The 25,699-nt window shown below is 60.3% G+C and carries 22 protein-coding genes; 10 read left to right on the forward strand and 12 right to left on the reverse strand.

The genetic code is table 11. From position 1 onward, the window contains the following. Positions 1–48: 48 nt before the first annotated feature. Positions 49–1,308, forward strand: coding sequence for a tyrosine--tRNA ligase (tyrS, locus tag AB4Z24_RS04210; protein WP_441706156.1), 1,260 nt, complete (start codon positions 49–51; stop codon positions 1,306–1,308). Positions 1,309–1,328: 20 nt separating this feature from the next. Here the strand turns inward: tyrS and AB4Z24_RS04215 are convergent, their stop codons facing one another. Then, positions 1,329–5,003 carry an AsmA-like C-terminal region-containing protein gene (locus AB4Z24_RS04215; RefSeq protein WP_441706157.1) on the reverse strand — a complete coding sequence of 1,225 codons (3,675 nt, stop codon included), beginning with the start codon at positions 5,001–5,003 and terminating at the stop codon, positions 1,329–1,331. A 292-nt stretch (positions 5,004–5,295) separates the two neighbouring features. Here AB4Z24_RS04215 and bcp point away from each other — a divergent pair, with 292 nt between their 5' ends. Further along, positions 5,296–5,760, forward strand: a complete 465-nt coding sequence (gene bcp / locus AB4Z24_RS04220; protein WP_441706158.1) for a thioredoxin-dependent thiol peroxidase — start codon at positions 5,296–5,298, stop codon at positions 5,758–5,760. 242 nt (positions 5,761–6,002) lie between these two features. Further along, entirely contained in the window at positions 6,003–6,533 is a 531-nt protein-coding gene (locus AB4Z24_RS04225) for a bactofilin family protein (protein WP_290992888.1), read from the forward strand. Positions 6,534–6,772: 239 nt separating this feature from the next. Here AB4Z24_RS04225 and AB4Z24_RS04230 read toward each other — a convergent pair whose 3' ends face one another. The 3 genes from AB4Z24_RS04230 to AB4Z24_RS04240 all read right to left on the reverse strand — a co-directional run bounded on the left by AB4Z24_RS04230 (position 6,773) and on the right by AB4Z24_RS04240 (position 8,505). Next, positions 6,773–7,300, reverse strand: coding sequence for a GNAT family N-acetyltransferase (locus AB4Z24_RS04230; protein WP_441706159.1), 528 nt, complete (start codon positions 7,298–7,300; stop codon positions 6,773–6,775). A 53-nt stretch (positions 7,301–7,353) separates the two neighbouring features. Continuing rightward, positions 7,354–7,779 carry an adhesin gene (locus AB4Z24_RS04235; RefSeq protein WP_441706160.1) on the reverse strand — a complete coding sequence of 142 codons (426 nt, stop codon included), beginning with the start codon at positions 7,777–7,779 and terminating at the stop codon, positions 7,354–7,356. A gap of 93 nt (positions 7,780–7,872) precedes the next feature. After that, positions 7,873–8,505: a MarC family protein gene (locus AB4Z24_RS04240; RefSeq protein WP_441706161.1), complete on the reverse strand. Its 633-nt coding sequence runs from the start codon at positions 8,503–8,505 to the stop codon at positions 7,873–7,875. 240 nt (positions 8,506–8,745) lie between these two features. On the opposite strand from AB4Z24_RS04240, the gene AB4Z24_RS04245 reads away from it, so the two are divergent. After that, on the forward strand, positions 8,746–9,018 hold the full coding sequence (locus AB4Z24_RS04245; RefSeq protein WP_441706803.1) for an usg protein: 273 nt from the start codon (positions 8,746–8,748) through the stop codon (positions 9,016–9,018). Positions 9,019–9,244: 226 nt separating this feature from the next. Here the strand turns inward: AB4Z24_RS04245 and AB4Z24_RS04250 are convergent, their stop codons facing one another. Beyond that, positions 9,245–10,231 carry a sensor histidine kinase gene (locus AB4Z24_RS04250; RefSeq protein ID WP_441706162.1) on the reverse strand — a complete coding sequence of 329 codons (987 nt, stop codon included), beginning with the start codon at positions 10,229–10,231 and terminating at the stop codon, positions 9,245–9,247. Between the two features lie 292 nt (positions 10,232–10,523). Here AB4Z24_RS04250 and AB4Z24_RS04255 point away from each other — a divergent pair, with 292 nt between their 5' ends. Continuing rightward, positions 10,524–10,898, forward strand: coding sequence for a DUF930 domain-containing protein (locus tag AB4Z24_RS04255; RefSeq protein ID WP_441706163.1), 375 nt, complete (start codon positions 10,524–10,526; stop codon positions 10,896–10,898). A 32-nt stretch (positions 10,899–10,930) separates the two neighbouring features. After that, the gene (gene arsC / locus AB4Z24_RS04260) at positions 10,931–11,344 is read left to right on the forward strand and encodes an arsenate reductase (glutaredoxin) (RefSeq protein WP_441706164.1); all 414 of its coding nucleotides are present in this window, start codon (positions 10,931–10,933) and stop codon (positions 11,342–11,344) included. A 48-nt stretch (positions 11,345–11,392) separates the two neighbouring features. Here the strand turns inward: arsC and AB4Z24_RS04265 are convergent, their stop codons facing one another. The 6 genes from AB4Z24_RS04265 to AB4Z24_RS04290 all read right to left on the reverse strand — a co-directional run bounded on the left by AB4Z24_RS04265 (position 11,393) and on the right by AB4Z24_RS04290 (position 17,219). Then, positions 11,393–11,824 (reverse strand): DUF6691 family protein, encoded by a 432-nt coding sequence (locus tag AB4Z24_RS04265; RefSeq protein ID WP_441706165.1) that lies wholly within the window; start codon positions 11,822–11,824, stop codon positions 11,393–11,395. After that, positions 11,821–12,264: a YeeE/YedE family protein gene (locus AB4Z24_RS04270; RefSeq protein WP_441706166.1), complete on the reverse strand. Its 444-nt coding sequence runs from the start codon at positions 12,262–12,264 to the stop codon at positions 11,821–11,823. Before AB4Z24_RS04270 ends, AB4Z24_RS04265 begins: the two co-directional genes overlap by 4 nt. 132 nt (positions 12,265–12,396) lie before the next feature. Continuing rightward, positions 12,397–13,653: an OmpP1/FadL family transporter gene (locus AB4Z24_RS04275; protein ID WP_441706167.1), complete on the reverse strand. Its 1,257-nt coding sequence runs from the start codon at positions 13,651–13,653 to the stop codon at positions 12,397–12,399. Between the two features lie 390 nt (positions 13,654–14,043). After that, positions 14,044–14,331: a PsiF family protein gene (locus AB4Z24_RS04280; RefSeq protein WP_441706168.1), complete on the reverse strand. Its 288-nt coding sequence runs from the start codon at positions 14,329–14,331 to the stop codon at positions 14,044–14,046. Between the two features lie 304 nt (positions 14,332–14,635). After that, complete coding sequence (locus tag AB4Z24_RS04285; RefSeq protein ID WP_441706169.1) at positions 14,636–14,962, reverse strand: hypothetical protein; 327 nt, start codon at positions 14,960–14,962, stop codon at positions 14,636–14,638. 214 nt (positions 14,963–15,176) lie between these two features. After that, positions 15,177–17,219, reverse strand: a complete 2,043-nt coding sequence (locus AB4Z24_RS04290) for a putative bifunctional diguanylate cyclase/phosphodiesterase (protein WP_441706170.1) — start codon at positions 17,217–17,219, stop codon at positions 15,177–15,179. A gap of 752 nt (positions 17,220–17,971) precedes the next feature. On the opposite strand from AB4Z24_RS04290, the gene AB4Z24_RS04295 reads away from it, so the two are divergent. Next, positions 17,972–19,903 (forward strand): hypothetical protein, encoded by a 1,932-nt coding sequence (locus AB4Z24_RS04295; RefSeq protein ID WP_441706171.1) that lies wholly within the window; start codon positions 17,972–17,974, stop codon positions 19,901–19,903. A gap of 5 nt (positions 19,904–19,908) precedes the next feature. Here the strand turns inward: AB4Z24_RS04295 and AB4Z24_RS04300 are convergent, their stop codons facing one another. After that, entirely contained in the window at positions 19,909–20,511 is a 603-nt protein-coding gene (locus tag AB4Z24_RS04300) for a DUF1285 domain-containing protein (RefSeq protein ID WP_441706172.1), read from the reverse strand. 190 nt (positions 20,512–20,701) lie between these two features. Here AB4Z24_RS04300 and AB4Z24_RS04305 point away from each other — a divergent pair, with 190 nt between their 5' ends. Genes AB4Z24_RS04305 through AB4Z24_RS04315 form a run of 3 tightly spaced genes read left to right on the forward strand, consistent with a single transcriptional unit; the run spans position 20,702 to position 25,697 of the window. Continuing rightward, the gene (locus tag AB4Z24_RS04305) at positions 20,702–21,700 is read left to right on the forward strand and encodes an AAA family ATPase (RefSeq protein ID WP_441706173.1); all 999 of its coding nucleotides are present in this window, start codon (positions 20,702–20,704) and stop codon (positions 21,698–21,700) included. 8 nt (positions 21,701–21,708) lie between these two features. Continuing rightward, complete coding sequence (locus AB4Z24_RS04310) at positions 21,709–22,722, forward strand: DUF58 domain-containing protein (RefSeq protein ID WP_441706174.1); 1,014 nt, start codon at positions 21,709–21,711, stop codon at positions 22,720–22,722. Then, a complete protein-coding gene (locus AB4Z24_RS04315; RefSeq protein WP_441706175.1) occupies positions 22,719–25,697 on the forward strand; it encodes a DUF4159 domain-containing protein in 2,979 nt (992 codons plus the stop codon). The genes AB4Z24_RS04310 and AB4Z24_RS04315 overlap by 4 nt, the downstream gene beginning before the upstream one ends. The last annotated feature ends 2 nt before the right edge of the window (positions 25,698–25,699 follow it).

Genomic DNA, 25,699 nt, shown 5'->3' on the forward strand with positions numbered 1-25,699 from the left:
GCTCGTACGTGTTGCCCGCGGCCACACAAGCGAAAGCCAAGAATTGCGATGACGACACCGAAATCCGAATTTCTCAAGATTATGACCGAGCGTGGCTTCGTCCACCAGGGCTCGGATCTCGAAGGCCTCGATAAATTGGCGAGCGAAGGCCGCGTCGTCGCCTATGTCGGCTACGATTGCACCGCGCCGTCGCTCCATATCGGCCATCTCCTGTCGATTATGATGCTGCGCTGGCTGCAGACGTCCGGAGCCGGCAAGCCGATCTCCCTGATGGGCGGCGGCACCACGCGCATCGGCGACCCCTCCGGCAAGGACGAGACGCGCGTGATGCGCACGGTCGAGGAGATCGAAGCCAACAAGGACAGCATCAAGCAGGTCTTTGCCAAGTTCCTGCAGTTCGGCGATCGCAGGTCGGATGCGCTGATGGTCGACAATGCCGAATGGCTGGCGCCGTTGAACTATATCGGCTTCCTCCGCGACGTAGGCCGCCACTTCTCGGTCAACCGCATGCTGACGATGGACAGTGCCAAACTGCGGCTCGAACGCGACCAGGAGCTGTCCTTCATCGAATTCAACTACATGCTGCTGCAGGCCTACGACTTCGTCGAACTCAACCGCCGCTATGGCTGCAATTTGCAGATGGGTGGCTCGGACCAGTGGGGCAACATCGTCACCGGCATCGATCTTGGCCGCCGGATGGGCGTCAAGGAACAGCTCTACGCATTGACGTGTCCGCTGCTAACGACCGCGTCGGGCGCCAAAATGGGCAAGACCGCCTCCGGCGCCGTCTGGCTGAATGAGGCCCAGCTTTCGGCATACGATTACTGGCAGTTCTGGCGGAACACCGAAGACGCCGACGTCTCGCGCTTCCTCAAACTCTTCACGTTCCTTCCGCTCGCGGAAATCGCCAAGCTCGAACGCCTTTCGGGTTCCGAGATCAACGAAGCCAAGAAGGTTCTGGCGACGGAAGCGACGGCCCTTCTGCACGGCCGCGACAAGGCTGAGGCTGCGGCCGAAACCGCGCGCAAAACCTTCGAGCAGGGAACGCTCGCCGCCGATCTGCCGACGATCGAAATATCGAGCGCCGAGCTTGCAGGCGGCCTCGGTGTTTTGGCGGCCTTCGTCAAGGCGGGGCTTGTAGCGTCGAACAGTGAAGCGCGGAGGCAAGTCCAGGGCGGCGGACTGAAGGTCAACGATCAAGCGGTGACGAGCGACAAGGCGACCCTCGGAAAGACCGACGCAGATGCAAATGGCGTCATCAAGCTTTCGCTCGGCAAGAAGAAGCACGTACTTCTGAAGCCGGTCTGATCACTAAATCACTCGTCGGCTTAGTGGTTGGTCGTCGACGACGACCAACCGTCGACTGCTGGCGCGTCCGCCTTGGGCGCGGTCTTCTTAGGCTTCGCCTGTGCCGCCGGTTTTGGCTTCGCTTTCGATTTGTCGTTTCCATCGGCAGGGCTTTGCGGCGCGACGCGGACCCTCTCTTCGATCGGCGCTTGCGGTGTCCGGTCCTCACGCACCTGAATGGTCGGATCCATCGCCGTCATCTGGAAGATGTCCCGGAAAATTCCGGGCGCCACCAGCGAGAACGGATTGACGATGACCTGCGGATCCGATGTCGGCCCCTGCACGGCGAACGTCATGCCGAAAATGCCCTCGCCCTGTGAGCCCGACAGGATCTGGCCAAGCAATGGAATGTCGCCGAGCGCACCATTGAGGCCCTGCAGCGGAATATAAGTGCCGCCGATATCGACGCGCCTCGTCTTGAAATCGACCTTGCCGCGCAGCGTGGCTCCCAGCAGCGGTCCCTTCAAATAGGAATCTTGCAGCACGAACTGCCCGTATCCGACCGAAAACGGCGCGCGCATCCGCGTGAAATCGAAAACCTCACGCGTGACTTTGCGGTTGCCGCTGATCGCCGGGCGGCCTCCATCAGCGCTGCTGACGACTTCGGTGACGATCGGATCGCCGAGAACCCGGAAATTGTCGACGACCAGAACGCCGGTCTTCTTCGCTGGTCCCGAACCGTCGAGCCCGATCTCGAGCTGCATCTGCCCGCCCTGCATGTTCGGATAGAAGTTGACGAGTTTCATCACTTGGCCCGCGTCGCCTGACGTCACGTCGAGCCGCCGCCCGCCCTGGCCTTGATCGACCTTCGCGACGAGCAGTGCGCCGCCGTCGAGCGTACCCTTTGCGTCGAGGCTCGCGAGATCTCCATTACGCGTCTCGATCGCCATCTTGAGATTGCGGAGCGAGACGTCGGAGCTGCCGATGACGTTCGCGAGATCGACCGTTACGTGCGCACCGGCCGCCGCGGGCTTATCCTTCCGGCCCGGCCCATCGCCGACGTTGAATAGCGAGCGGAAGAAATTCCGTCCGTCAAAATTCGATCCAGCGATTTTCATCGTCCAGACATCATCCTTGCTCCGCGACCCGCTGACGTCGAGGCGCGAGATGACGTTGAGATTGAGCCCAGGGAAATTGAATTCTTTGACCTTGTTGTCGGTACCGATGACGATGCGCCCGTCGGCGGCGATGTCGTCGCTCACCACCTTGAAGTTCTGCAATTCCGTATCGCGGCCCGCCGCAGTGACGATATCGGCGTCGAGGCTCGCGGCCCGCCCAGGAGGCTTCCGCCATTGCAGGTGGTCGAAGGTCAGATCGGCATCCGTGAGATCTGCATGCAGCTTGATCGCGGGCTCGGGGCGGTCGCCCTTCTGCAACGAAAGTTCGACCGGCACGACGCCGTGAACGATATTGTTGACGTCGAGGCCGAGCTGCGTCCGGTCCGCTTCGTCGAGCTTCGCGACGATCTTGAGCGGTGGCTGCTGACCGGCAGCTGGACCGAGAAGCCGCTGGCCGACGACCTTCGCAGGAATGCCGTTGATGAGCAGGTCGCCCTTCGCGTCGAGCGATGTGTCAGTGAGGTTGAGATCAAGGGTGAAGCCTTGGACGTCAAAGCGGCCAGCGACTTTTCCGAAGCGGCCGTCAGATATTCGAGCTTTGCCGGTAATTGTCATGTCGTCGCCGGTGACGCCCGGAACGAACGGCAACTTGATCACAAGCTGGGCGTCAACTTTCCCTTCCCCAGCCTTCGGCAACGGCGAAGCATCCCGTACGGCCTTGACCGGCAGCTGCTCCATGGCCTGCAGGAAAGGACCAAGATCTCCACCGGCGGAAAAGCTGATCTCGCCGTTCGTGCGAGGAGACATGATGTCATCCGTCGTCAGGCGTCCGTTCTTGAGCGGCAGCTGGCTACCGTCCGGCAACGCCACCGAGCCTTCCGGCACTGTCATATCGAGCACATTGTCATTGATGCGGATCGACATGCTTGGCGCCGTAATCGCCGGCATGCCGGGCAACGGAGTAAACACGGCATCGCTCGCCTCGAAACTCGCGCCGACACGCTCAAGCTCGGTCGAAACGGAGCCGGGTTCGAGGCCGCCGACGTTCCTGTTCGTGTACCGAAGAGTTCCGCCCTTGAAGTTTACGGCCGATACGTTCTTGCCAACCCAATCGCGCGTCCCCGACGCCACCGCACGTGGCCATAGCGCCTTCAACGTCGCAAGCGGCATCGGCGAAACAGCGAACTCGGCCGACACGCTCTGACCTTGCGGACCCGCTTGGGTCGTCGCCTTGATCGTCGCCTCTCCGCCACCGCCCGAGAGGCGGAATTCGGTCAGATCGATGAGACCCCGCCGGGGTGTGATTGAGCCTCGCGCCGTCCAGTTGTCGATTGTGACCGGAGGCACGTTGAATTCCGCGGCCTCGAGGACTCCGTTCTTGCCGTCGAGTGCGAACTGCCATTGCGGCGGGTCGGCTCCTTGCGAGACGTCCGTCATGCTGCCGGTGAACATCATCGTGCCGTCGGCCCATTTCACCGGGCTCGGTTGCAGTTCCCAGTGCCGCGCCTTGCCGTCGAACGTCAGCTTGAAAAGACCCGCTGTCATCTGCATCGGCTGGACGAGATATGGAAGCCGCATCCGGCCGCCGCCGACTTCGAGTGCCAACTCGCCGCCTTCGATCTCGCCGGTATTCGAAAGTTCAACGGTTGCATCGCCAGAAACCGGGAATTCGAAGTTGCCGAGCAATGCAAGCGGCGGCGCCGTGGCCGCGAGCGTCGAGGGAACGAGATCGCGGATCGTCGCCTTCACGTCGAGCCTGCCGGTCTGGACGCTTTCATCAGTCAGGAACGATACCGACCAGGCGCCGCGCGGCGATGCGACCGTCGCGCGACCGGAGATCACGCTCCGCCGCTCGGCATGATTGAAATCGACGCTGGCCTCGTCGATCCGCCAGGAACTGCGCTGGCCTTCGTAGTCGACGACGACGGTTGCATTCGAAAGGCCGAATTCCGTCAGATACGACGTAGCGTCGAGGCGGTTGCGGGCGCGGCGCGACGACTCGCTCAGCATCTTCGCGAGATTGACTTTCGTTCCGGCTTCGACCGAGCGTGGTGTAATGACCGTCGTCCCGGGCGCCGTGGCCGCAGGCGGAGGCGCAGTAGCCGCTGCCCCGGCACCGTCCGGACGGACGGGAACAGGTTTCGGCACTGCGCGCTCGAACACGAACCCGGACTTCTCGGAATAGGCGAGAGCGATGATCGGATCGATCAACTCGATACGCGCCGGAACAATGCGACCGCGCGCCAACGCCGCCACCGAGATGTTCACGGCGGCGAGCGGCGACGACAGCACGACATCGCCGCCCTGCTCCAGCACGCCGACGTCCCGCAGCCTGAATTCCAGTTCTCCGCTCGGACCGAGCCGAAGCTCCGCGCCGTCGATCCTCACCGAACTCGTCACGAGCTCGGCGTTGATGCCGCGCTCGATTGGAGAAACGACGAAGTTAAGTGCGATCGGACCATGCCTGAGCCGCACGTAAAGCAGGCCCGTCGCCATCATCGCGAGCAATGTCAGCGGCACGACAAGATAAAAGAGGACGCGGCAGCCGCTGAAGAAGTGGCGCAGGCCCGTGGACATCGCGCTGTCTTCGTCCGGCATGGCAAGGCTCGGCGGTGCCGTGGCCACGCGCTGCGAAATCGCAGTTCGTGGCGCGCCATTTTGCTGCGCGCTGTGGTCGGCGTTGCGCCGAGTTGGTGGGCGCCCGCCGGTTGCCAGTTTCGTCAACTCCGCTCCTCACCCCCCAGAGACCGATGCCGGCCCGGGTCCCCCGTGCTGTTGCCGGGAACGGACAGAAAAAACTTTCAGAATGAAAGTCTAAATCCCCTGGCCTCCGCTCTCTCGACGTGCCAGCTACAGTGCCGAAAAACGACAAAAGAAAGGCACATTCCAAATGATCGAGGAAGGAAAAAAAGCGCCCGATTTTGCCCTGCCCGACGACAACGGCCGAGAGGTGCGCTTGTCCAAACTCAAGGGCCATCCGGTCGTCGTCTATTTCTATCCAAAGGACGACACATCGGGTTGTACACAGGAAGCGAAAGACTTCTCGTGCCTCGCCTCAGAATTCGCGGCCGAGGGGGTCGAAGTCGTCGGTATCTCCCCCGATAGTCCGAAGAGTCATCAAAAATTCAAATCCAAGTACGATTTGTCGGTCCGCCTGCTCGCCGACGAGCAGAAGGAGATCGCGACAGCCTATGGGGTATGGGTCGAAAAATCGATGTACGGGAAAAAATACATGGGCGTCGAACGCTCGACGTTCCTCATCGACAAAACGGGTAAAATCGCCCGCAGCTGGCGCAAAGTCCGCGTCCCCGGCCACGCCGACGAGGTCTTGGAGGCGGCGAGAGCGCTCAAATGATAACCATGCCGGTGCGAATTACGGCACCGTTGATCTTCCGCCACACTTCTCCACCAAGAATTATGTCTTCTGCGGCAACGCAGAGGATTTCCGGTGGAAATTGTTTGCCGCTACGATGGATTGCAGCGCCAAAAGTGCTACGCGAATCAAACGCACTCGCCGCAGATTTGGATGATGTGTAATGCGTTGAGGCCGCTCTGGGTGCGGATTGTTGCTTAAGTCGTGTAAGAGGGGAAGACCATATGTTGCCTAATTTTCGCCGTTCCGAGGCCGATTTAAGATCGCAGCCGACCGGCTCCGCCGCGGAAACGAGCCACACACCCGCATTCCAGCCGCGTCCCTTTTTAAGCGTACCTCGCGCCACTGCGACAGACGGGCCTAAATCCGTCTCGGTGATCGGCGCCGATCTCACCATTACCGGCAATCTCATTTGCAAGGGTGAAGTCCAGGTCGACGGCATCGTCGAGGGCGACATCCAAGGCAGCAACGTCGTCGTCGGCGAAAACGCAACGGTCACCGGCAGCATCTCGGGCGAAGAGGTCATCGTCCGCGGTCACGTCGTCGGATCGGTCCGTGGCCGCCGCGTCATGCTGCAGACGACGAGCCAGGTCGAAGGCGATATTTTCCACCAGTCGCTGTCCATCGAGCAGGGCGCGCTGTTCGAAGGCAAATCGCGCCGTACCAAGGAAGACCCGCGCACGATTGCGGCGCCCAAATCCGAGCCGATCGGCTTTGTCGTTCCGCCGCGGCTGCCGCCCGAATTGCCGAATTAGCGCACGTCCCGAGTCACTCAAACCCCAGACCCTAAGTCCGAATACCTCAGACCCCTAGACAAAAGCCCCAGGCCCTTTTCCCCCAAGGGCCTAACTCACCTTTCCGGCCGCCAGTTTGTAACTGTGCGTCGACGGCCGGGAAGGATTTCGAAAGCTTGCTCCCGCCACATCGGAACGATGATCTGCGAGGTATCGCCGCTTGGGCCTGTCCACGACGGCTAACTGCGTGGACAACTTTCTCAGAGCGCTCGTCCCAGAAACACCAGTTCGCCGCCAGCGCCAGTGCGAGCGACCTCCGCAAATCCGTTCTGATTGTAGAAGCTGATATTCTTGGCCCCTGCGGAGGTCACGACGTGGACGCCGGGCGCGCCGTGGGCCTTCGCGTCGGCGGCGAAGCAATCGACCAACTGCTTGCCGATGCCGCGATTGCGAAAATCCGGCGCGACGTTCACATGCAGATGCGCGGGAAACTGTTTCGTCCGTACGCTTAAATCGGCGAAGAACCCAATATCGGCAAACCGCGATGCAATCGCCGGATCGTCGACCGCGCCGACCAGGTAGCCGATAACACCTCCCGCCGGCGTCATTGCCAGATACGCGAATTGCGGATCGTCACGGAGATAACGCCCGAGCCACCGGTCACGAAAAGCAACGCGAGATCGCTCGGTTTCGAACGATTTCGTATTGCTCGATTCAAAGAAAATGGTGTCGATGCTGCGCTCGATTTCGGGCGTCAGAGCAACGTCGAGATAACGGCAGATGTTCAATGGCCCCCCCGGGCATCACTTCGTTGAGCGATTGCCCGGCGAAGACACCACGTCTATCCGGCGGCGTCTACCGCAGCGACAAGCTGCCTGCGGAATGCCGGCGGCAAATCGGCCGGAATGGAATTCGGCTGCGTGACCGTGCCGTTCGAAACTTTCACGGAGACCGGTGCGGCGCTCTTGTCTGCGGGATTTGGGCCGCCATAGTTGCGGCTATAAGGCTGCGCCGGGTCGTCCGGCATCGCCCGGATGCGCGCCGACGGCGGAGCCTGCACGGGCAGACCGTCCTGCTCCATCTCGACCGCCGGACCGCGCGCGACATACACCGGCGGCGAACCGGCGTAATACGCCGTGTTGTCTGTTGCATAAGCGTTGTTATCGGTCGCGCATCCTGCCGCCGAGAGGCCAGCCGCCGACGCCATCAGCAAGAAGAGAGCCACACGAGCGGCTTTCGGCCAACGGCCGGTAGGGAACAGGAACATAAGGAACGCCTTCGACAACGCTACAAACGCAACAGAACCTTGCGAACTGTCCGGGAGTGAAACAGCGAAGCGTTAAATCCAGCCTAACGACCGCTAACGGGGAATAAGCCCCGAAGCATGGATCCCGTTGAAAACGGCCTGCACAGCAATTGCGGCCAGCAAAATCCCGAACACGCGGATAAGCACGCGTTGCGCAGTCACACCAAGGAGGTGATTGAGCTGGTTCGCGAGCGCGAGCAGCACCAGCGTAATAATCATCACCGATGCGAGCGCCGACATAACGACCACCAGTCCGAGCGGCGCACCGTGCGCGTTCGCTGCGAGCAGAATGCCGGCGCTCATCGCACCGGGCCCGGCAAGCAGCGGCGTCGCCAAAGGGAAAACCGCAATATCGTCCTTGGACTGCGCTTCCGCACCTTCGGGCGGGGTGAGCTTGATCGCTCCCGCCGGTCTCGCGAAGATCATGTCGAGTGCGATCAAGAGCAGGACGATTCCGCCCGCGACCTGCAGCGCTGCGAGCGAAACGCCAAGCTCGCTGAGAATGGGATCACCGAATAGGGTGAAGACGGCGAGAATACATGATGCAATCAACGTCGCGCGAATGGCAATGGCTCGCCGATGCTCGTAGGGCATCTTCGGCGTAAAGGCCGCGAACAGCACCGCCGCTTCGATCGGCCCGATCGTCACGAAAAAGGTCAGGAAGCTTTTGAGCGCCATCTCAAGCATTTTGGAACGCCTTTGCCGTCGAGGAAATTGCCGCTCCGAACCGCGAGATTGCACAGCGAGCCAGCATATTGCGCAAGCGCGCGGCGGAAATTCCGAGCACTCGATTTACGCGGCTGCTAACAATTCGAATTGGCGAACAATCGATATGGACACGGAACGATTCTCACTGGATCATCGTCGTTTCAGGGAGGGCACCCAATCACCTAATTGAAAGGAGATTGCTACGTGACCGTACGTGAAATGTCTTGCGACAGCGGCTTCAAAGCCCAGCTCGCCGGCTTCAGCCTGACGACTGCGGAGATCCTTTATCGTCTGCCGGACCATCCCTCGCTTCTCCAAAGCTATATCTGGCAAGAATACGATTCCGCCCCGCGCTTTCCAAAGCTCAAATCCTTTCTCGATTTCTGGACTGCGGAGATCGAAGGCAAGCTTTTCAAGGTGACTGTGGCGCACTCGAAGCTTATTCGTCCAGCGGAACTCAGGCTTATTGGCACGGAGCTAAGGCTGCATTAGAGGCGAAGACGCCTCTGGAATTGGGTTCACGCACCGGATTCCAGAACGGGGGCTCGAGCCATGGTCTTAATTGCGCCGCCCATTCCCGCGGAAACGCTCAGCGCAGACGCTTTACGAAATCGTAAGTACCGGTTTCCAACGGCTTGGATTTAATCTCGCGCGCACTGGGACAGCCTAGGAACCAGACACTCGAGGCAGCGCTAACCCGCTGCCTTCTTTTTTCAGTTCATTTGGCGGTCTTCACCGGAATTGTCACGACGATCGCGATGCCGGGTGAACGGTCTTCGACCTCGATCTTGCTGCCAAGCTGCGCGGCTAGCATCTCCATTAATCGATTACCGATACCGGACGGCGATGGCTGTGCAGCGACGTCGGGCTCTTTGCTGGTCCTGCCAATGCCATCGTCCGCCACGACGAGCTTGTAGACATCGCCGGCCCGCTGGAAATGCACGATAATGTTCCCCTGCCTCTCATTCGGAAACGCGTGCTTGGCCGCATTCGTGACGGACTCGTTGATAATCAATCCCAGCGGAACGGCCTTCTCGAGACTGATCGCATGGCTTTCCGCGCGGCACTCGAGTGCAATCGGACGCATCGCGAGCCGGGAGAGCCGGAGGTCGGCGCACAATTCGCCAAGATAAGATTTCGTATCGACCACGACGTGCTCGTCGCGAAGGTCCAATCTCCGGTGCACGCGCGCAATCGTCTGCACACGCTCGGCGGCCGAAGTCAGCGCTTCCCTCGCCTCTTCGCTCGCCGAGCGAGATTGCAAATTCAGGAGCGTTACGACGTTCGCGAAATCGTTCCGCGTGCGGTGCGAAAGCTCGTTCAGCAGCACGTCCCGGTCGCGAACGGCCTCGCTCGCTCGTTCATGCTCGATGGCGAGTGACACGAGACCGACGTGTAAAGCTTCGACTACCGACGAGATCGCAAATCCGATCACGACAAACAGTAGAAGAGCACCCTGATCGGACGGATTGATAACAGCCAGCGAGTGGCGCGGATGCAAAAAGAAATACGAAACCGCCAACGCGCTTAACACGGTCGCGAAGAAACCGTTGCCCCGGTCGAAGAGCGCCCCAGCGGCGAAAATCACGGGAATAAAAGAAAGGAACGGGTAACGATTGCCCGCCTCCTCGCCCCACGTCATCTGCGCCCAGACCACAAAGGCCACGAGCGCGGCAGTGATTGCATAACGCAGTGCGACTGGCATCGCCCGCGAGGCGACAGCGGCGGCGTGAACTGTTGAAATCCACCTCTGCATAGGTGCGAAACGCAACGAAGCAAAAATTGTTCACTCCGCCGCTTTCGCGGCCGAACGCTGTCGCACGTTCGGATACGCGACCACTTCGCCGAACCGAGGGACGACGAAACAGCGCGCAACCAAAAAATCGCGTGACGTTCCGCCCTGGCTCTAGGCATAAGTGCCTCCGGGATTCCGAGCCTCCATCCGGCCGGTTTTCACGCCCAGGATGGAGCGAATTTCACACACCGACGGAGGGGGAATGCGTCGCTGGCTTTTTCTGATTTTTCTTGGATTGGTATCGCCAGCCGGCGCCGCGTCGATGGACCAGTCGCTCCTCAAGCTCGATCCGGAAGAACGCGCGCATCAGGTATGCATCCTCAAGGGCATTCTCGATATCAATCGCGCCAAGAAACTGACTCACGTCGATCGCCTGAAAACGAGTATCCTCTCGCGCGCCACGTTCGACGGAACGACCGTCGTCGCCAAAGGCGGAGCGGTGCGCGCCAACCATCGCTGGTATCAGGTGAAGTTCACCTGCGCCGTCACGAAAGATCAGATGCGGGCGACGTCGTTTGATTACGAAATCGGCCCCGAAATTCCCGAAAGCAAATGGGAAGACCTCGCCCTCTGGTAGTAAAACGCGTCTCGGGCCGCTTGGAGTAAACCGTGACGATCACGATCTACCACAACCCGAGCTGCGGAACGTCGCGCAACACGCTCGCAATCATCCGCAAAAGCGGCGAGGAACCGCGCGTCGTCGAATACCTCAAAACGCCGCCGAGCCGGGCCGAACTCAAACGGCTCTTGCGGGCGATGGCTATGTCGCCGCGCGATCTCCTGCGCAAAAAGGGAACGCCCTACAGCGAGCTTGGGCTCGACGATCGGAAATGGACGGACGAACAGCTCATCGATGCGATGCTTCAGCATCCGATTCTCATCGAGCGCCCCATCGTCGTGACGCCGCTCGGCACGCGCCTCTGCCGCCCGTCCGAAACGGTGCTCGACATTCTCCCGAACGCGGACATCGGCGACTTCACGAAGGAAGACGGCGAGATCATACCGGCGCGCAAGAAGAAGTAGGAATCCTCGCCCCTTCAGCGCCGACGAACCGCGCAACAGCCAACGCGGTTACGCTTTCTCGGTTGCCGCTTCTCGTTTGCGAAGAAGGGCGGCTGCCGCAATTCCGATCAGCATCGCCGGGACAAAAACGAGCGTGCCGGACGCGGCGAGCCCCAGTGACGTAATCGCAGGACCCGGGCAGAAGCCGAGGAGCCCCCAGCCCAATCCGAAGGTCGCAGACCCAATGACGAGCGGTCGATCGACCTCGCTCCGGACAGGCAAATGAAAGCCCGGATCGAGAAGAGGCTTTGGCCGCCGAAGCACGAACCGATAGCCCGTGGCTGTTACGGCGATCGCGCCGAGCATCACGAAGGCTAAACTGGGATCCCAGTTCCCCGCGACGTCGAGAAAATTCAGCACCTTTACGGGATTGGCCATTCCGGAAATGACAAGTCCGAGGCCAAAAATCAGCCCCGCAGCAAGGTTGATGACGAGGCTCATGAGCCGCCTCCGATGATGTGGCGGACGACGAACACAGTGAGTGCCGCCACAGCCATGAATACGATCGTTGCGACCAAGGAGCGTTTCGATAAACGCGAAAGTCCGCAGACGCCGTGACCGCTCGTGCAACCTCCGCCAAGAACGGCGCCAAATCCGACAAGCAGCCCGGCAATTGCCGCGAGCGGAATATTTGTCGACACCGATTGTGCGACTGCATGGCCGGTCGCAGCTGTCCAGACGAAGGGGGCGGAGATCAATCCGATGATGAAGACCAAGGCCTGCTCGGGTTTGCTATTGGTCGCCGGCGCGATCAGCCTTTTCACAATTCCGCTGATGCCTGCGATGCGCCCGTTGGCATACAGGAGGAGAACCGCAGAGACGCCGATCAGCGCGCCGCCCACACTCGACGCCAGAGGCGTAAATTCAGTCGCTATAGCCAACTTCGAAGCCCCTCGCGCTCGTTCCGGCAATCAGCAATGCGATCCTACAAAGGACGCAGCGCCTATTCCATGCCAACGCTTCGAGACCAACGTCAGCGCGATTGCTGCTGCGTCGTGAAAGCCGGCCCCTCTCTACTTCAAGGACGCGGAGGTCTCTCCGAACCGGTATTTGAAGCCGGCGGTGACCTCAAACTGCTCCATGCTGAGGTCGATTGGGACGCCCGGCGGGTTCAATGCAGTTCCCGAAACGTGTTCGCGAGGAGCGTACACCGCGGCCAATTCCAGGTCGAGACTGTCAGACCAGCGGTAGGCGAAGCCCCCCGTAATGTGATGCTGCACGACGGCGGGCGCTAGAATGTTCAATTGAACATCGCGCGAGTTGATAGGCTGCGTATTGTAGGAATAGCCGGCGCGCAATATGAGCTTCGGCGAATATTTCCACTCGATGCCCGCCTTGATGGCATCGACGTCGTTCCAGCCGAAGCCCGGACCGTTAGCCGTGCCCAACGAACCGGGAGCGAGAAGTGTCGAAGGGTTGCCCACCGCACTCGTCTCGGAGAACCAGATACGGCGATAGTCGACCAGCAAGGTCACGGCCGGTGATACGTCGACGGCGATGCCCGCCTGGACGTTGGCGGGAATATCGAAATCGCCTCCGTCAGCAAACAAGCCCTTGTATCGGGTGAATGGGTTCGTCCAAATCGGCGTGCTGCCGGCGACGCCGATACGGAAGGTCGGCAGGACGGCCCATTCGATACCGGCACGAAGGCCAGCACCGAGCTCGTGGTCTTTTCCTCGATCGGTGAGAGCCGAAGGATCGGATGAGAATCCGCCAAAACTCGCCAGACCATTAGCCTGGAAAATCTGAAGTGCTGCGACCGGCGCAACGCCGACCGACACGTTTCCGAATTTCTTGGCCACGGCAACCGTAAGCAGCATCTGTTGCAGGTCGACGCCTGCTTTGCCGGCGCCGAAAATACTGGCACTGGCCGGGTACGTCGTGTTCATGCCGCCGTTGCCCGACAGGGATAGCGTAACAGCATCGAAATAGGGATTGCCGATGGTTTTCCAGTTGATCGCCACGTTTGGCAGCAGGAACGCGTTACGATCGCTTTCCACGGTGGAACCGGCGATCGTAGCCTCGCGGAACGGCAGGAAGACCGAAGCCGCCAAGTCGACTTCGTTGTCCGCGTGAACGATGCCGGCAGGGTTCAGCGCCGCGGACGTCGCGTCCCGGCCGTCGGCGACACCGGCACCGCCCAAAGCCTTCGAACGGGCTCCGATGCCATCAAGGAAATAGCCGTCGGTCGCGTGCGCACCCGAAGACGCGACCACCACTGCTGCCACAGCGAGCGTAAAGGTGCGTGCGCCGCGTTGAATTGTTCCCATCGATGCCCCCACGTCGAATGCCCCAGCTGACGCTAAGGAACGCGGCCTCCAATGAGAACGAATTGTTAATGGTTAGCTTATTCGTAAAAACGAGAGAGGGACGACACCCTTGCGGGCCGCGCCGGGACAGGAGCGAGTATGCCACCAGCGGATGGAGCGGGGATAAGTTTTGGGCGCAAATAGCCGGCGAAAGTTAAAGCGGCAATCGCCGGAACATGCGCACCTCACTTCCGTCATCCTCGACCGAGCGCGGCGGAGCCGCGTCGAGGGTCGGGGATGACGAAGGCTCAGTTCGACCCGGATTAGGATTTGGCAGAAAAAAGCCCCGCGGGCGGCGGGGCTGCAGTAGGAACGGCCTTGCGATCAATTTTGCGTCTTATTGCCCGCCGCTCAATTGCCGGTTTTCGCTGGAGCCGGTGCCGTGCTGGACTTTTCAGTCGCCGGCGGTGGCGTCGTTGTAGCCGAAGAGGCCGCCGATGATTTCCCTTTCAGTTCCTTTTTGCATTGAGCGCGAAACTTGACGCGATCTTTGCCGTGCAAGCCCTTCGCGTCGGCCTGCTTCGAGCACTCGATCGACTCAGGTGTCTTCGGCTTCGTGGATTTCGAAGCGGCCGCGAAGGACGCAGTCGACGTGGCCGCTATCGCAACGGCCGCCAGCATCATCGTAAAAGATTTCATCTCGTAATTCCTCTTAGTTCTTTCGGATCGTCTAGGTTGCACCCGCTCGTCAATTCGACCACCAGTGCCGCGAGTCGCATTGAATGCGCTACCGCCGTGAGGGCCTCACATTTCTTTTTTCTTTTCCGGATTATTCAAACGCAATGCCACCCGGCGCGACGCAAATTGCGCGCATCCGGTTGAACCGCTTCCGAATACACAGTTCACAGACCGTTCACAATCCGGTCATCACTTTGCTGAAAAGGTATTTAGCCGTGGCGGCCGCACACCCCCTCCCGTCAATTCCCGCCAAGCCGCCAGACGCTCAGGAAATTTCCGATAGTTCCCGATGAAGCGGCAGCATGCCGTCGCGGGCCCAGTCGTCGAGGGACGCGAAAATGCCGGTCGCGGGCCAGCGCGGATCGGGCTCGGTGCACTTGCTCCACGTCATATGGACTTCCGCGACGCGGCCATCGGAGAGCAGGAATAAAGCGTCGTCGGTATCGCCGCGACGTGCGATCAGCTGAACCGCCTCGCCGTGAAGAACGTGCTGGCGCGAGACTTCAATCCGAAGCTGGGCTTCGAGACCCGCGCAGATGGCCGTGTCGTCGACGGAATACCAAGGCTCGAGCCAAACGAAGCCGTTCGTCATTTCGCAGCTCTCTTTCTTCGCTGACGACCCGATGCCCGTGCCAACGCATCGGCTCGCACCTCCTGCACGCCGGCAAGCAGTGAACAACATATGGGAATTTGAGGGAAGAAGAGGCGTGAAATCACAAACGGGGAGCAGAGAGAAGTCTGTTAAAAGCGACAAGCGGAACTGACAACAGTTTCAGCGTCGCGAGACGCATCCAGCCCCACATCGTTCAGGCAGCGACGGCAGCATTCGGTTCGCCAGAACTCTCCCTAGTGAGCGCAATTCCGATTGGACTTGGCCGGCCAAGAAAATATCCTTGGGCTTCGTCGCAACCCTCCCGCTTTAAAATTTCCAGCTGATCGCTTGTTTCCACGCCTTCGGCAAGAATAGGAATGTCCAGGCTCTTCCCCAACGTCAGTACGGCGCGAACAATGGCAGCTGCCTGAGGGCTGGTTTCAATCTCGCTCATGAATGAGCGATCAAGTTTGATCTTGTCGAAAGGAAAGCAACGAAGAGTGTCAAACGAGGAATAGCCAGTTCCGAAATCGTCAATTGCGACTGTCACGCCAAGCGCTCTTATACGAGCGAGCTGAAGCAGGGCTTTCTGCTTGTCCGCAATGACAGTTGTTTCAGTGATTTCAAGTTCAAGGCGGCTCGGTGAGAGCCCTGACTCGAGAAGGATTTCCTGTACGCGTTGCGGGAGGTCCACGTGAAGGAGCTGCATCGCAGATATGTTGACTGCGATTTTGTGCAGGCTCTTCCAGGTGGCCGCTTCGACGCAGGCCGTTTTCAACACCCAATCGCCGATCGCAAGAATGGACCCCGTCTCTTCCGCCAGCGGTATGAACTCTGAAGGCGGAACCTTTCCGAGCTGCGGATGATTCCAGCGCAAAAGCACCTCATATCCGCTGACATCACCGGTCGCAACGGATGTCTGGACTTGATAGTAAAGCTCTAGTTGTTTGTGGTCGATGGCGCGTCGCAGATCCTGCGCAAGATTGCGGCGCGCGCGCGCGGCCTCGTCCATGTTCGATTCATAGAAGCAAACGGCCCGCGTCACGTCGAGCTTGGCCCGGTACATGGCAAGATCGGCATTGCAGGTCAGTCGTTCTTGAGTGTCTCCATCTTGCGGATAGGTGGCGACACCGATGCTGGCGCCGGCGACCGATTCAAAATCATCGACACGAATGGGCGTGAAGAGGGCAGTTTCGATCCTGCCGGCGAAATCGACGAGATCAGAGTGGTGATCGTAGCGCTTTGCGGCGGCAAACTCGTCTCCCCCGATCCGCGCCACGAATTCGCCGTCGCGCAGGAGGCCCTTGAGCCGGTTGGCCACGATTATGAGAGCCTGATCCCCTGCCTGGTGCCCCCGAAGGTCGTTAATTTCCTTGAATCTGTCGAGATCGATGGCGAGTACCGCGACCTTTCTGCTGGCCGACAGAGCGTGCGACAAATCTCGAGCCAAATGATTGTTGAAGCTAACCCTGTTCGGCAATCCGGTCAGAGCGTCATTGAGGGCGAGTTGCTGCAAGCGCTCAACAGTCTCCGAGTTAGCGCGCGAGTCGATCAAATGGCTCGCGACACCTGTAGCCACCACAAGAAGCCCCACGCCCGCGACGGCAACCGCCATGGCCTGCATGTCCGACGCGGTGGCGACTGGGGCCCCCGTGACAAACGGGATAACGGACATGGCGGTCATTGCAGTGAAATGCAACAAGACGACCGCACCCACGAAAAGAACAAGCGCCGCGGTGTGGGCATACTTCAACGAACCACGCACGAAGCAGTCAAACGCCAATGCGCAGAGTCCTACGGCGAAGATGACGGACACGACGACATAGCCCGAATCCCAAACGATCAGGCCGTCAACGTGATACGCAAGCATACCTGTGAAGTGCATGGCCGCGATCGCAGCACCAAGCACACCGCCACCCAAAACAGGCGAGGCCGCGCCTTTGCGGGACACCGCGATGGATATGCCAAGCCCGGAACCTGCAATGGCGACGAGCAACGAAGCCATAGTCATCAACGGCTCGAACGCGACGGGAGCTTGAGAGCTATATGCCAGCATGGCGATGAAGTGCGTGCACCAGACGGATGATCCGGCCGCTACAGATGCAAGGAAGACCCAACCAGCCTTCTGAAGATCCTGCCGATCGAGGGCGCGCTGAATCAGACCAAATGCGACCCAACTTCCGCTGACGCAAACGCAGGCGGCAAGAATGACCAGCCACGGGTTGTGTGCCGTGGCGATACATGACAGCACGCGCATTTAGGGATTCTCGAACTGTTGCCCTATGCCCAAGAACGGCGGTCACCAATGATCATTCAATGATCTTTGGGCGTTGCAAATGAATAGCTTGGCGGTCGCAAAGAAATCATGAACAATGTAATTAAAAACGTAAAAAAAGCGAATTGATCTGCTGTCCAATTTGGCAGATTCCCAGTCCGCATAGGGCCGATGCGGACATCTGCTCGCATGCACATCCATCCGGCTCCGCGAAGCGGACCCGGTTGCACAGACGAACAAAGGGACGGGGCGGCGTGGCCTCACTCTTTGCAAATGGTTTAGGGATGCGGACCATCGCCGCCCCGTGCATGCCAACTCTCCGCCTCGGCTCCGGCCCTTGCGTCCGTCGCCTCTCGTATGAGTGCGGACCACCGATGAACAGCGATCCCTGAGCCGTCGAACCCGCCATCCGCCCCCGCATCTCCTTTCGAGAAGGCGTTTCACCGCGCCGCCTCCTGAGAGGCCCACGCGCGGCAGGCAGCGAACCCGCGGCATACCGATTTCTCCGCGCGACCCCGCATGCTCTTCACCACACACGTCTCGCGGCACGAGCTCATGCCCTTTGTCAGCGTGGCAAGATGCGGGGAAGTATGCGGGGACCGAAGAGAGCGGGGATAAGTTTTTGGAGGAAATATGTTAAATCTTACGAATCACCGCTGTGGGGGAATATTGGGCAGGCCAACGATCCATTTTTGAGGCCTAACTCCCCAGTCGCTGTGATCGGGAGAGGCACGATGTCGGAAATACGCGCGTTCGTGGGGCATAGCTTCACTCCGGAAGACGAAGGTGTAGTGCAGGCTTTTCTGAATTTTTTTAATACGCTCCAAGATGTCATTCCGTTCAAATGGGATCACGCACGGAGTGCAGAACCCAAAGACTTAACCGCAAAAGTTCTTCAGAAAATAGAAGACAAGAACGTCTTCATCGGCATCTGCACACGAAAAGAGCGCCTATTGACGTTCAAGCCAGTCGCGATCATAGGCCGTCTTTTTTGGTGGCCCCAGATTTCCTGGAAGACATCCGACTGGATAATTCAAGAAATTGGTTTGGCGATCGGTCGCGAGTTGAAACTCATACTTTTGGTCGAAGAAGGTGTGCGGTCTCCAGGCGGGCTTCAGGGAAACATTGAATACATTCAATTTAGCAGAGGTCGCCCCGACGCAAGCTTCGTACGAGTTCTAGAAATGCTAAAGTCGGCGTCACCTCATTCGGCATCAATTATGCTGACGGCGCCTGAAGCAAGGATTGAACAAGAGCGGCAGGATCCCACTGAGAACGTGTCTGAACCCGACTGGGCTAAGCCGCAGCCAATCTGGGAACCTCACAATTATTTTGTAGCGATTTATCGGGCCATACTCCGCAAGGATGAGGGGAGCCAGAAGCTTTTAGAATCGTCTTTCATGGCATCTAAATACGGGGCCGACGAAAGTGAGGTAGCAAGTTGGCTTGCTGGTGTCGAATTTCTGAAAATCTCAACCGGCTTAGGGGGCAGTCTCGCTGCATTGAAGCGGCTTTCGGAAAAGCACCCGCGAAACATGAAAGTTTTCGCACGGCTGGGTTCTGCATTCGAATTTTTTGAAAATCATGCCGAAGCCGCCATGGCCTTCAAACAAGCCTATAGCTTGGCAGAACCTCAAGAACAGGCAATCGAGCAATTAAAGAATTGTGCAATAAATTTTTACAAAGCGGGTAAGAATATAGATGCAATAAAAGCAATAGAAGAAATTCGCCTGAGATCTGAAGACAACGAATTAATATCGCTTAGGGCACTCAAACAAATTTACGAAGCAACCGAACAAAACATGGCCGCCCTATGCATAACAGAACGTATAATGGAACTGGATCCAACATCGATAGATGAGCGATTCAATTTAGCATATACACACTCCGAGCGAGGAAGCGAAGAAATCTCCCTTTATCATTATTTACATATTCCAGACGACGCGAGGTCCGGAATTGCTTTCAATAATTTGGGCGTAGCCTACACAAGCTTCAAACTTCCCTGCTTGGCCATTTCCGCATTTTTGCGTGCAAAGGAATTACACGAAACCCTCGCAATGAGTAACTTAGCTTACAGATACATGGACGCGGGATTTCTCGATGAAGCACGTCGTGAGTGCGACCACGCGAAATCAATTCCTGATTATAATAACAACATAAATTTGGCCTACGCGAGAATACACGACCTCCCCACAAGCGAGCAAAAAACGCTAGACGAAATTTTATCGAGAGCGCGAACAAAAATCGACTTTCTCCGCAAATTCGGGAGAGCGTTGGGCACGCCCCTTAGCATTGACCTTTCAGGTTCGTGGCAGCATCCGTCATTTGGAAACTTCACAGTGAGGTGCGACGGCTCGAATTTTGAGGCTCAAGGAACAATGAAATTATCAAGGCAAGCTTTCGCGAACGCTCTAGCCGCGTATCCAATGTCGCCCCCTCAAGAAGAGGCAATCAAGATTTCAATTAACGGATCCATGCGGGGGAGTGCGATCGAAGCCACTTTGACCTCGGATAACGGTCACCCTAAACGAACCACTCTGCTGGGCATCACTGAGAACATGCGAACAATGTTGATCTACATCGAGGATGCCCAAACGCTGCGAGTGATGGAGGAACCAAACACTGCCCAACCTAAAGTGTACGACTTGACTCGCGCCGGTACATAATCCCCTCACCCCATCCCCCACCACGTCCCCCCACTCCACACCCCAACCGCATCCCCACTCCCCTCACCCGCCTCCGCAATCTCCACCAGCTCCGCATAAACCGCCCTTGTGCACAGCGCCTCCAGCCTTCCGCGCACGAGCACGTAGGGCTTCAACCCACCATCCGGCGCCGATGACGCGAACCGCAACGGATGCTCGGGCCCGACCGTCACCACGTCGTCGACGTTCGTGCGGAGCGTAATCGTCCGCACACGGCCCTCGCCCTCAACCGCCATCTCGACGGCGAGGAACGGCGCGTCCTCGACCTCGACGTCGACCTTCTCCGCAGGCGTCACGAGATAGGTCCGGCCGTCGTCGTCCTTCCTGAGGATCGAGGCGAAGAGTTTGACGAGCGCGATGCGCCCGATAGGGCTCCCCCGATAGAGCCACGTGCCGTCGCGGCGGATCTTCATGCCGATGTCGCCACAGTAGGGCGGGTTCCATTTATCCACCGGTCTTGCGCCCTGCCCGCCACCCTCGGCAGCCGCGCGCATCAGCGCTTCTAGGCCCGGAGGCTGTGCGTCAGTTTTGCCGTTCATCTGAGGAACTTGTGGTTTTTCATTCGCCATTTACGTTTCGCTCGAAGCACGAGCCTCAAAGACTGCAATATCCTAACGTAACGTTCACTTGACCCTATGAGGGCCGGGCAGGATCGTCTACGTTTACGCAACCGCCGGGAACACCGCTGCTCGGCCGTTGTTTCCAATGGCGTTTTCGCCAAACAAGAATGACAAAACGCTGCTGCGCGAGGCCTCCCTTATGAGCACTGTCGTCGAAACCCATACTGACATCGTGCCGCGGCTCGAAGCCGCCGCCGAGCGCGTGCAGCGCGCGCACAAGGCGGCCGCGACCGTCATATTCGGACAGGACCAGGTGATCGAGCGGACGCTCATTACGATCCTGTCGGGCGGCCACGCGCTGCTCATCGGCGTCCCGGGTCTCGCGAAAACGCTGCTCGTCGAGACGCTCGGCAAGGTCTTGGGGCTCGACGCCAAGCGCATTCAGTTCACGCCCGACCTGATGCCGTCCGATATCATCGGTTCGGAAGTCCTGGAGGACGAGCCGGGCCGCGGCCGCTCGTTCCGCTTCATCAAGGGCCCGATCTTCACGCAGCTGCTGATGGCCGACGAAATCAACCGCGCGTCGCCGAAAACGCAGTCGGCGCTGCTGCAGGCAATGCAGGAGCATCACGTCACGGTCGCCGGCCAGCGCCACGACACGCCCGCGCCGTTCCACGTGCTCGCGACCCAGAACCCGCTGGAGCAGGAAGGCACGTATCCGCTGCCTGAGGCCCAGCTCGACCGCTTCCTATTGCAGGTCGATGTCAGCTATCCCGACCTCGTCGCCGAGCGCCGCATGCTCTACGCGACGACCGGCACCGAAACGCCGAAGCTCGAAGCCGTCATCTCCGCCCAGGAGCTGATGGCGACGCAGCGCCTCGTGCGCCAGATCCCCGTGCCCGACAAGGTCGTCGAAGCCATCCTGAAGCTCGTCCGCTCGGCGCGTCCTGGCACCGGCGAGAACAGCGACACCGACCGTTTCGTCGCCTGGGGTCCGGGCCCCCGCGCCAGCCAGGCGCTGATGCTCGCAGTCCGCGCGAAAGCCCTGATCGACGGCCGCCTCGCGCCCTCCGTCGACGACGTCGTCGCGCTCGCCGAGCCGATCCTGAAACACCGCATGGCGTTGACGTTCGCCGCCCGCGCCGAAGGCGAAGATCTCAGCCACATCATTGCGCGTCTCGCAGCGGCCGTGGAGTAGGTGCACGAATGGCGGGCCCAATAGGGCGGACAGGCGGCGGAAGCGAAGGCCAAAGCTCCAAAAGCATGGCACCGGAAAGCCGGCGCGTTCTCGGGCTCGAGCGCGAAGCCGTTGCGCTCGTCGATCGCATGCCCGAGTTGCTGATGGAAGCGGCGCGCATCGCCTCGACCGTCGCGCAAGGCATCCACGGACGCCGCCGCGCCGGACCAGGCGAAACCTTCTGGCAGTTCCGCCAGTATCAGCCGGGAGAAAACGCCAGCAACGTCGACTGGCGCCGTTCCGCAAGCTCCGATCACCTCTACGTTCGCGAGCGCGAATGGGAAGCGGCGCACACGCTTTATCTCTGGCCCGACATTTCGCCGTCGATGGATTTCAAAAGCCATCTCTCGAACGTGACGAAGCGCAACCGCGCGCTCGTGCTCGCCCTCGCATCCGCCGAGATGCTGGTGCGCGGCGGCGAGCGCGTCGCCCTTCTCGGACAGACTCTGCCGACAGCCAACCGCAACGCCGCGACGCGCATCGCCGAGACGATCGTCGTCAACGCCAAGTCGGAGCTCATTCAGAAAAGCCTGCCGCCGAATGCCGGGCTCAACCGCTTTGCGGGCCTCATCCTCTTCAGTGATTTCCTCGCTCCCGTGCATGCGCTCCGCGAGCGCCTGGAAGGCTATGCAGCCCACGGCGTCGGCGGCCACCTCGTACAGATCATCGATCCGGCGGAAGAGACGCTGCCCTATCACGGCCGCACTGAATTCTTGACGCCGTCCGGCAGCCAACGCTGGGTCGCCGATCGCGTCGAAGCCCTGCGCGAGAAATATCAGGAGCGGTTCGCGGCCCATCGCGCCGAACTCGCCGAGATGACAAAACGCTTCGGCTGGTCACTTCTTACTCACCACACCGATCGCCCCGCCTCCGAACCGCTGCTGTCGCTCTTGATGCGGCTCAACGGATCGGCGCAAGGCTATCGCTGGATGTCGTCGAGTTCGGATGCCGTCTCGACCGATGTCAAGGAGCGCGCCCGATGAGCCTCGGCCCGCTCGCATTCCTCAATCCCTGGCTGCTCGCGGCGCTCGTCACGCTGCCCGTCATTTACTGGCTGCTGCGTGCCGTGCCGCCACGCCCGACGCAGGTCGAATTCCCGCCGACGCGCATTCTCTTAGGGCTAGAGAACGACGAGAAGACAGCCGAGAAAACGCCGTGGTGGCTGACGCTCATCCGCCTCCTCGCGGCGACGTTCGTCATCTTCGCGCTCGCCGAGCCCATTCTCAATCCGTCGAAGGGTTCGAACCTCGGCGGCACCGGTCCCGTCGTCATCTTCGTCGATAACGGCTGGGCCGCAGCTTCGCGCTGGTCCGAACGCGCGAGCATGATCGAACGCATCATCGGCGAAGCCGAAAGCGGCGGACGCCCCGTCGTGATCGTACCGACCGCCGCCGCGAGCAAACTGCATAGCGTCAAGATCGAGCCGCCGGGCGAAGCCCATAGCACCGCCGCCGCTCTGAAGCCCGAACCCTTCGACCCCGACCGCGAAGCCGCATTCGGCGCGCTGCAGTCGGCGTTGTCGGTGGCAGGCGTGAAAAATCCGAGCATCGTCTGGCTGCACGACGGCATCGATCATAAATCGCAGGTCGCCGGTGTCGCCGCGAAACTGCAAAATCTGTCGGGCAACGGCACGTTCGCCGTGCTCGATGAAACGCACGGCCACGAGGCCTTAGGGCTCGTCGCGAACCTCGCCGAAAAGGGCAAGCTCGAAGCCGTTGTCCTGTCTGCCGGAGGCCCCGCGCGCGAAGGCACCGTCAACGCCTTTTCCGCGCGTGGCGAACGCCTGGGCGAAGCCCCGTTCAGTCTCGGTGCAGGCGCGACATCGGCGAAAGCAACGTTCGAGCTGCCGCTTGAACTCCGCAATCAGGTGGCGCGCATCGAAATTTCGGGCGAACGCTCCGCTGGCGCCGTCAGCCTGATCGACGCCATGACGCAATGGCATCGCGTCGGTCTTCTCTCAGGCGAAAGCCGCGAAGAGGCGCAGCCGCTGCTCGCACCACTCTATTACGTCGAGAAGGCGCTGAAGCCTTACGCCGACGTTGTCGTCACGAAGGATTCAAACCTCGTCCAGGGGCTCGATTCCGTCCTGAAGCAGAACGTGTCGGTGCTGGTGCTTGCCGACATCGGGACGCTGACAGGCGAAGCGGCCGAGAAGGTCGCCGCCTTCGTCGACCGCGGCGGCCTGCTCGTCCGCTTCGCGGGACCGAGGCTCGAAAAAGCTGGCGACGATCTTCTTCCCGTCGCGCTACGAACCGGCGGACGCTCGCTCGGCGGTGCGTTGTCCTGGTCGTCGCCCCAGCCGCTCGCGCCGTTCGATGAGAGCAGCCCGTTCTCCGGGCTCACCATCCCGAAAGACGTCACGATCAACCGGCAAGTGCTCGCCGATCCGGCCGAAATCACACCGGATGTCGAAATCTGGGCACGACTTAAGGACGGCACGCCCCTCGTCACATCGACGAAGCGCGGCAGCGGCCGGCTGGTGCTCTTTCACGTAACGGCGAATTCGGATTGGTCCAATCTTCCGATCTCCGGCTTGTTCGTCGAGATGCTGCGCCGTCTTTCGACGATGGGGGCGGCCGGTGCCTCGGCTTCCGGACAGGGCGACGGCACGACATCCGCGAAGACCGATACGACAACCAAAACCAGCAACGACGCGGGTGTGCTTCCGCCTCTCAAAACGCTGAACGGCCTCGGCACACTCGTATCGCCGCCGCCGACGGCCGAACCGCTGAAGTCTTCCGAGTTGCAATCGGCCAAGCCGAGCTTCGAGCATCCGCCCGGCTACTACGGTCAGTCGGCGAGCCCGCGTGCGCTCAACGTGCTCAATGCAAAAAGTGCGCTCCGGCCCTTCCCGTCGCTGCCCGCAGGCGTGACGCGATTGAGCTACGACAACGGCGCAAGCACAGCCCTGAAACCGGCGCTGCTGGCGGCGGCGCTGGCCCTCCTCTTCATCGATATCCTGGCCGTCATGCTGCTGCAGGCAGGTGGCCTCCGAGGCCTATTCTCGCGCCGTCCACGCAGCTCGCGAGCGGCAGGCGCCGGGGCGGCCGCACTCGCCTTCGCCGTTCTTGCGTTCGCAGGCGCTAGCGACGGAAGGGCGCAAGAACTGCGGCCGGATTTCCGCGACATCCCGCAGCTCGACAATTTCGCACCGCTGCCCTCGCAGCAATCAGGCCCCGACGTCGTGCGCTCGGCCCCGACGCCCGCCGACAAAGCTGCCATCGACGCCACGAGCAAAGTGACGCTCGCTTACGTCGTGAGCGGCGACCGCGAAACCGACGAGACGAGCCGCGCCGGTTTGCAAGGCCTCGGCCGCGTTCTGCAGACACGCACCGCCGTCGAACCCGGCGAGCCGGCAGCCGTCGACATCACGAAGGATGAGATCGCCTTCTATCCGGTCCTCTATTGGCCGGTCCTCGAATCCGCTGAAGCCCTTCCCGATACGACGATCGCCAAAATCGACGCGTACATGAAGGAAGGCGGCCTCATCATTTTCGATACCCGCGACTATGGCCAGGGCGGCGCCAATACGCTGCCCCTCGCCGGACGCGGAGGCACGGCCCTGCAGCGCCTGCTCAGCAAGCTCGACGTCCCGCGCCTGGAACCCGTTCCCGAAAACCACGTCGTGACGAAATCGTTCTACCTGTTGCGTTCGTTCCCCGGCCGTTGGGATGGCGGACAGCTCTGGGTCGAAGCCATTTCGAACAACGACAACGAAGCCCACAAAGCCCGCGTCTCCGACGGCGTCACTTCCATCATGATCACGTCGAATGATCTCGCGGCCGCCTGGGCACTCGATGATCGCGGACGGCCGATGTACCCGGTCGTGCCCGGCGGCGAGATGCAGCGCGAGATGGCGTTTCGCGGCGGCATCAACATCGTCATGCACGCGCTGACGGGCAACTACAAAGCCGATCAGGTTCACGTTCCCGCGCTCCTCGAGCGGCTGGGTCAATAGAG

It is taken from the genome of Hyphomicrobium sp. 2TAF46 (genome assembly GCF_052114865.1).
Taxonomy (GTDB): Bacteria; Pseudomonadota; Alphaproteobacteria; order Rhizobiales; family Hyphomicrobiaceae; genus Hyphomicrobium_B.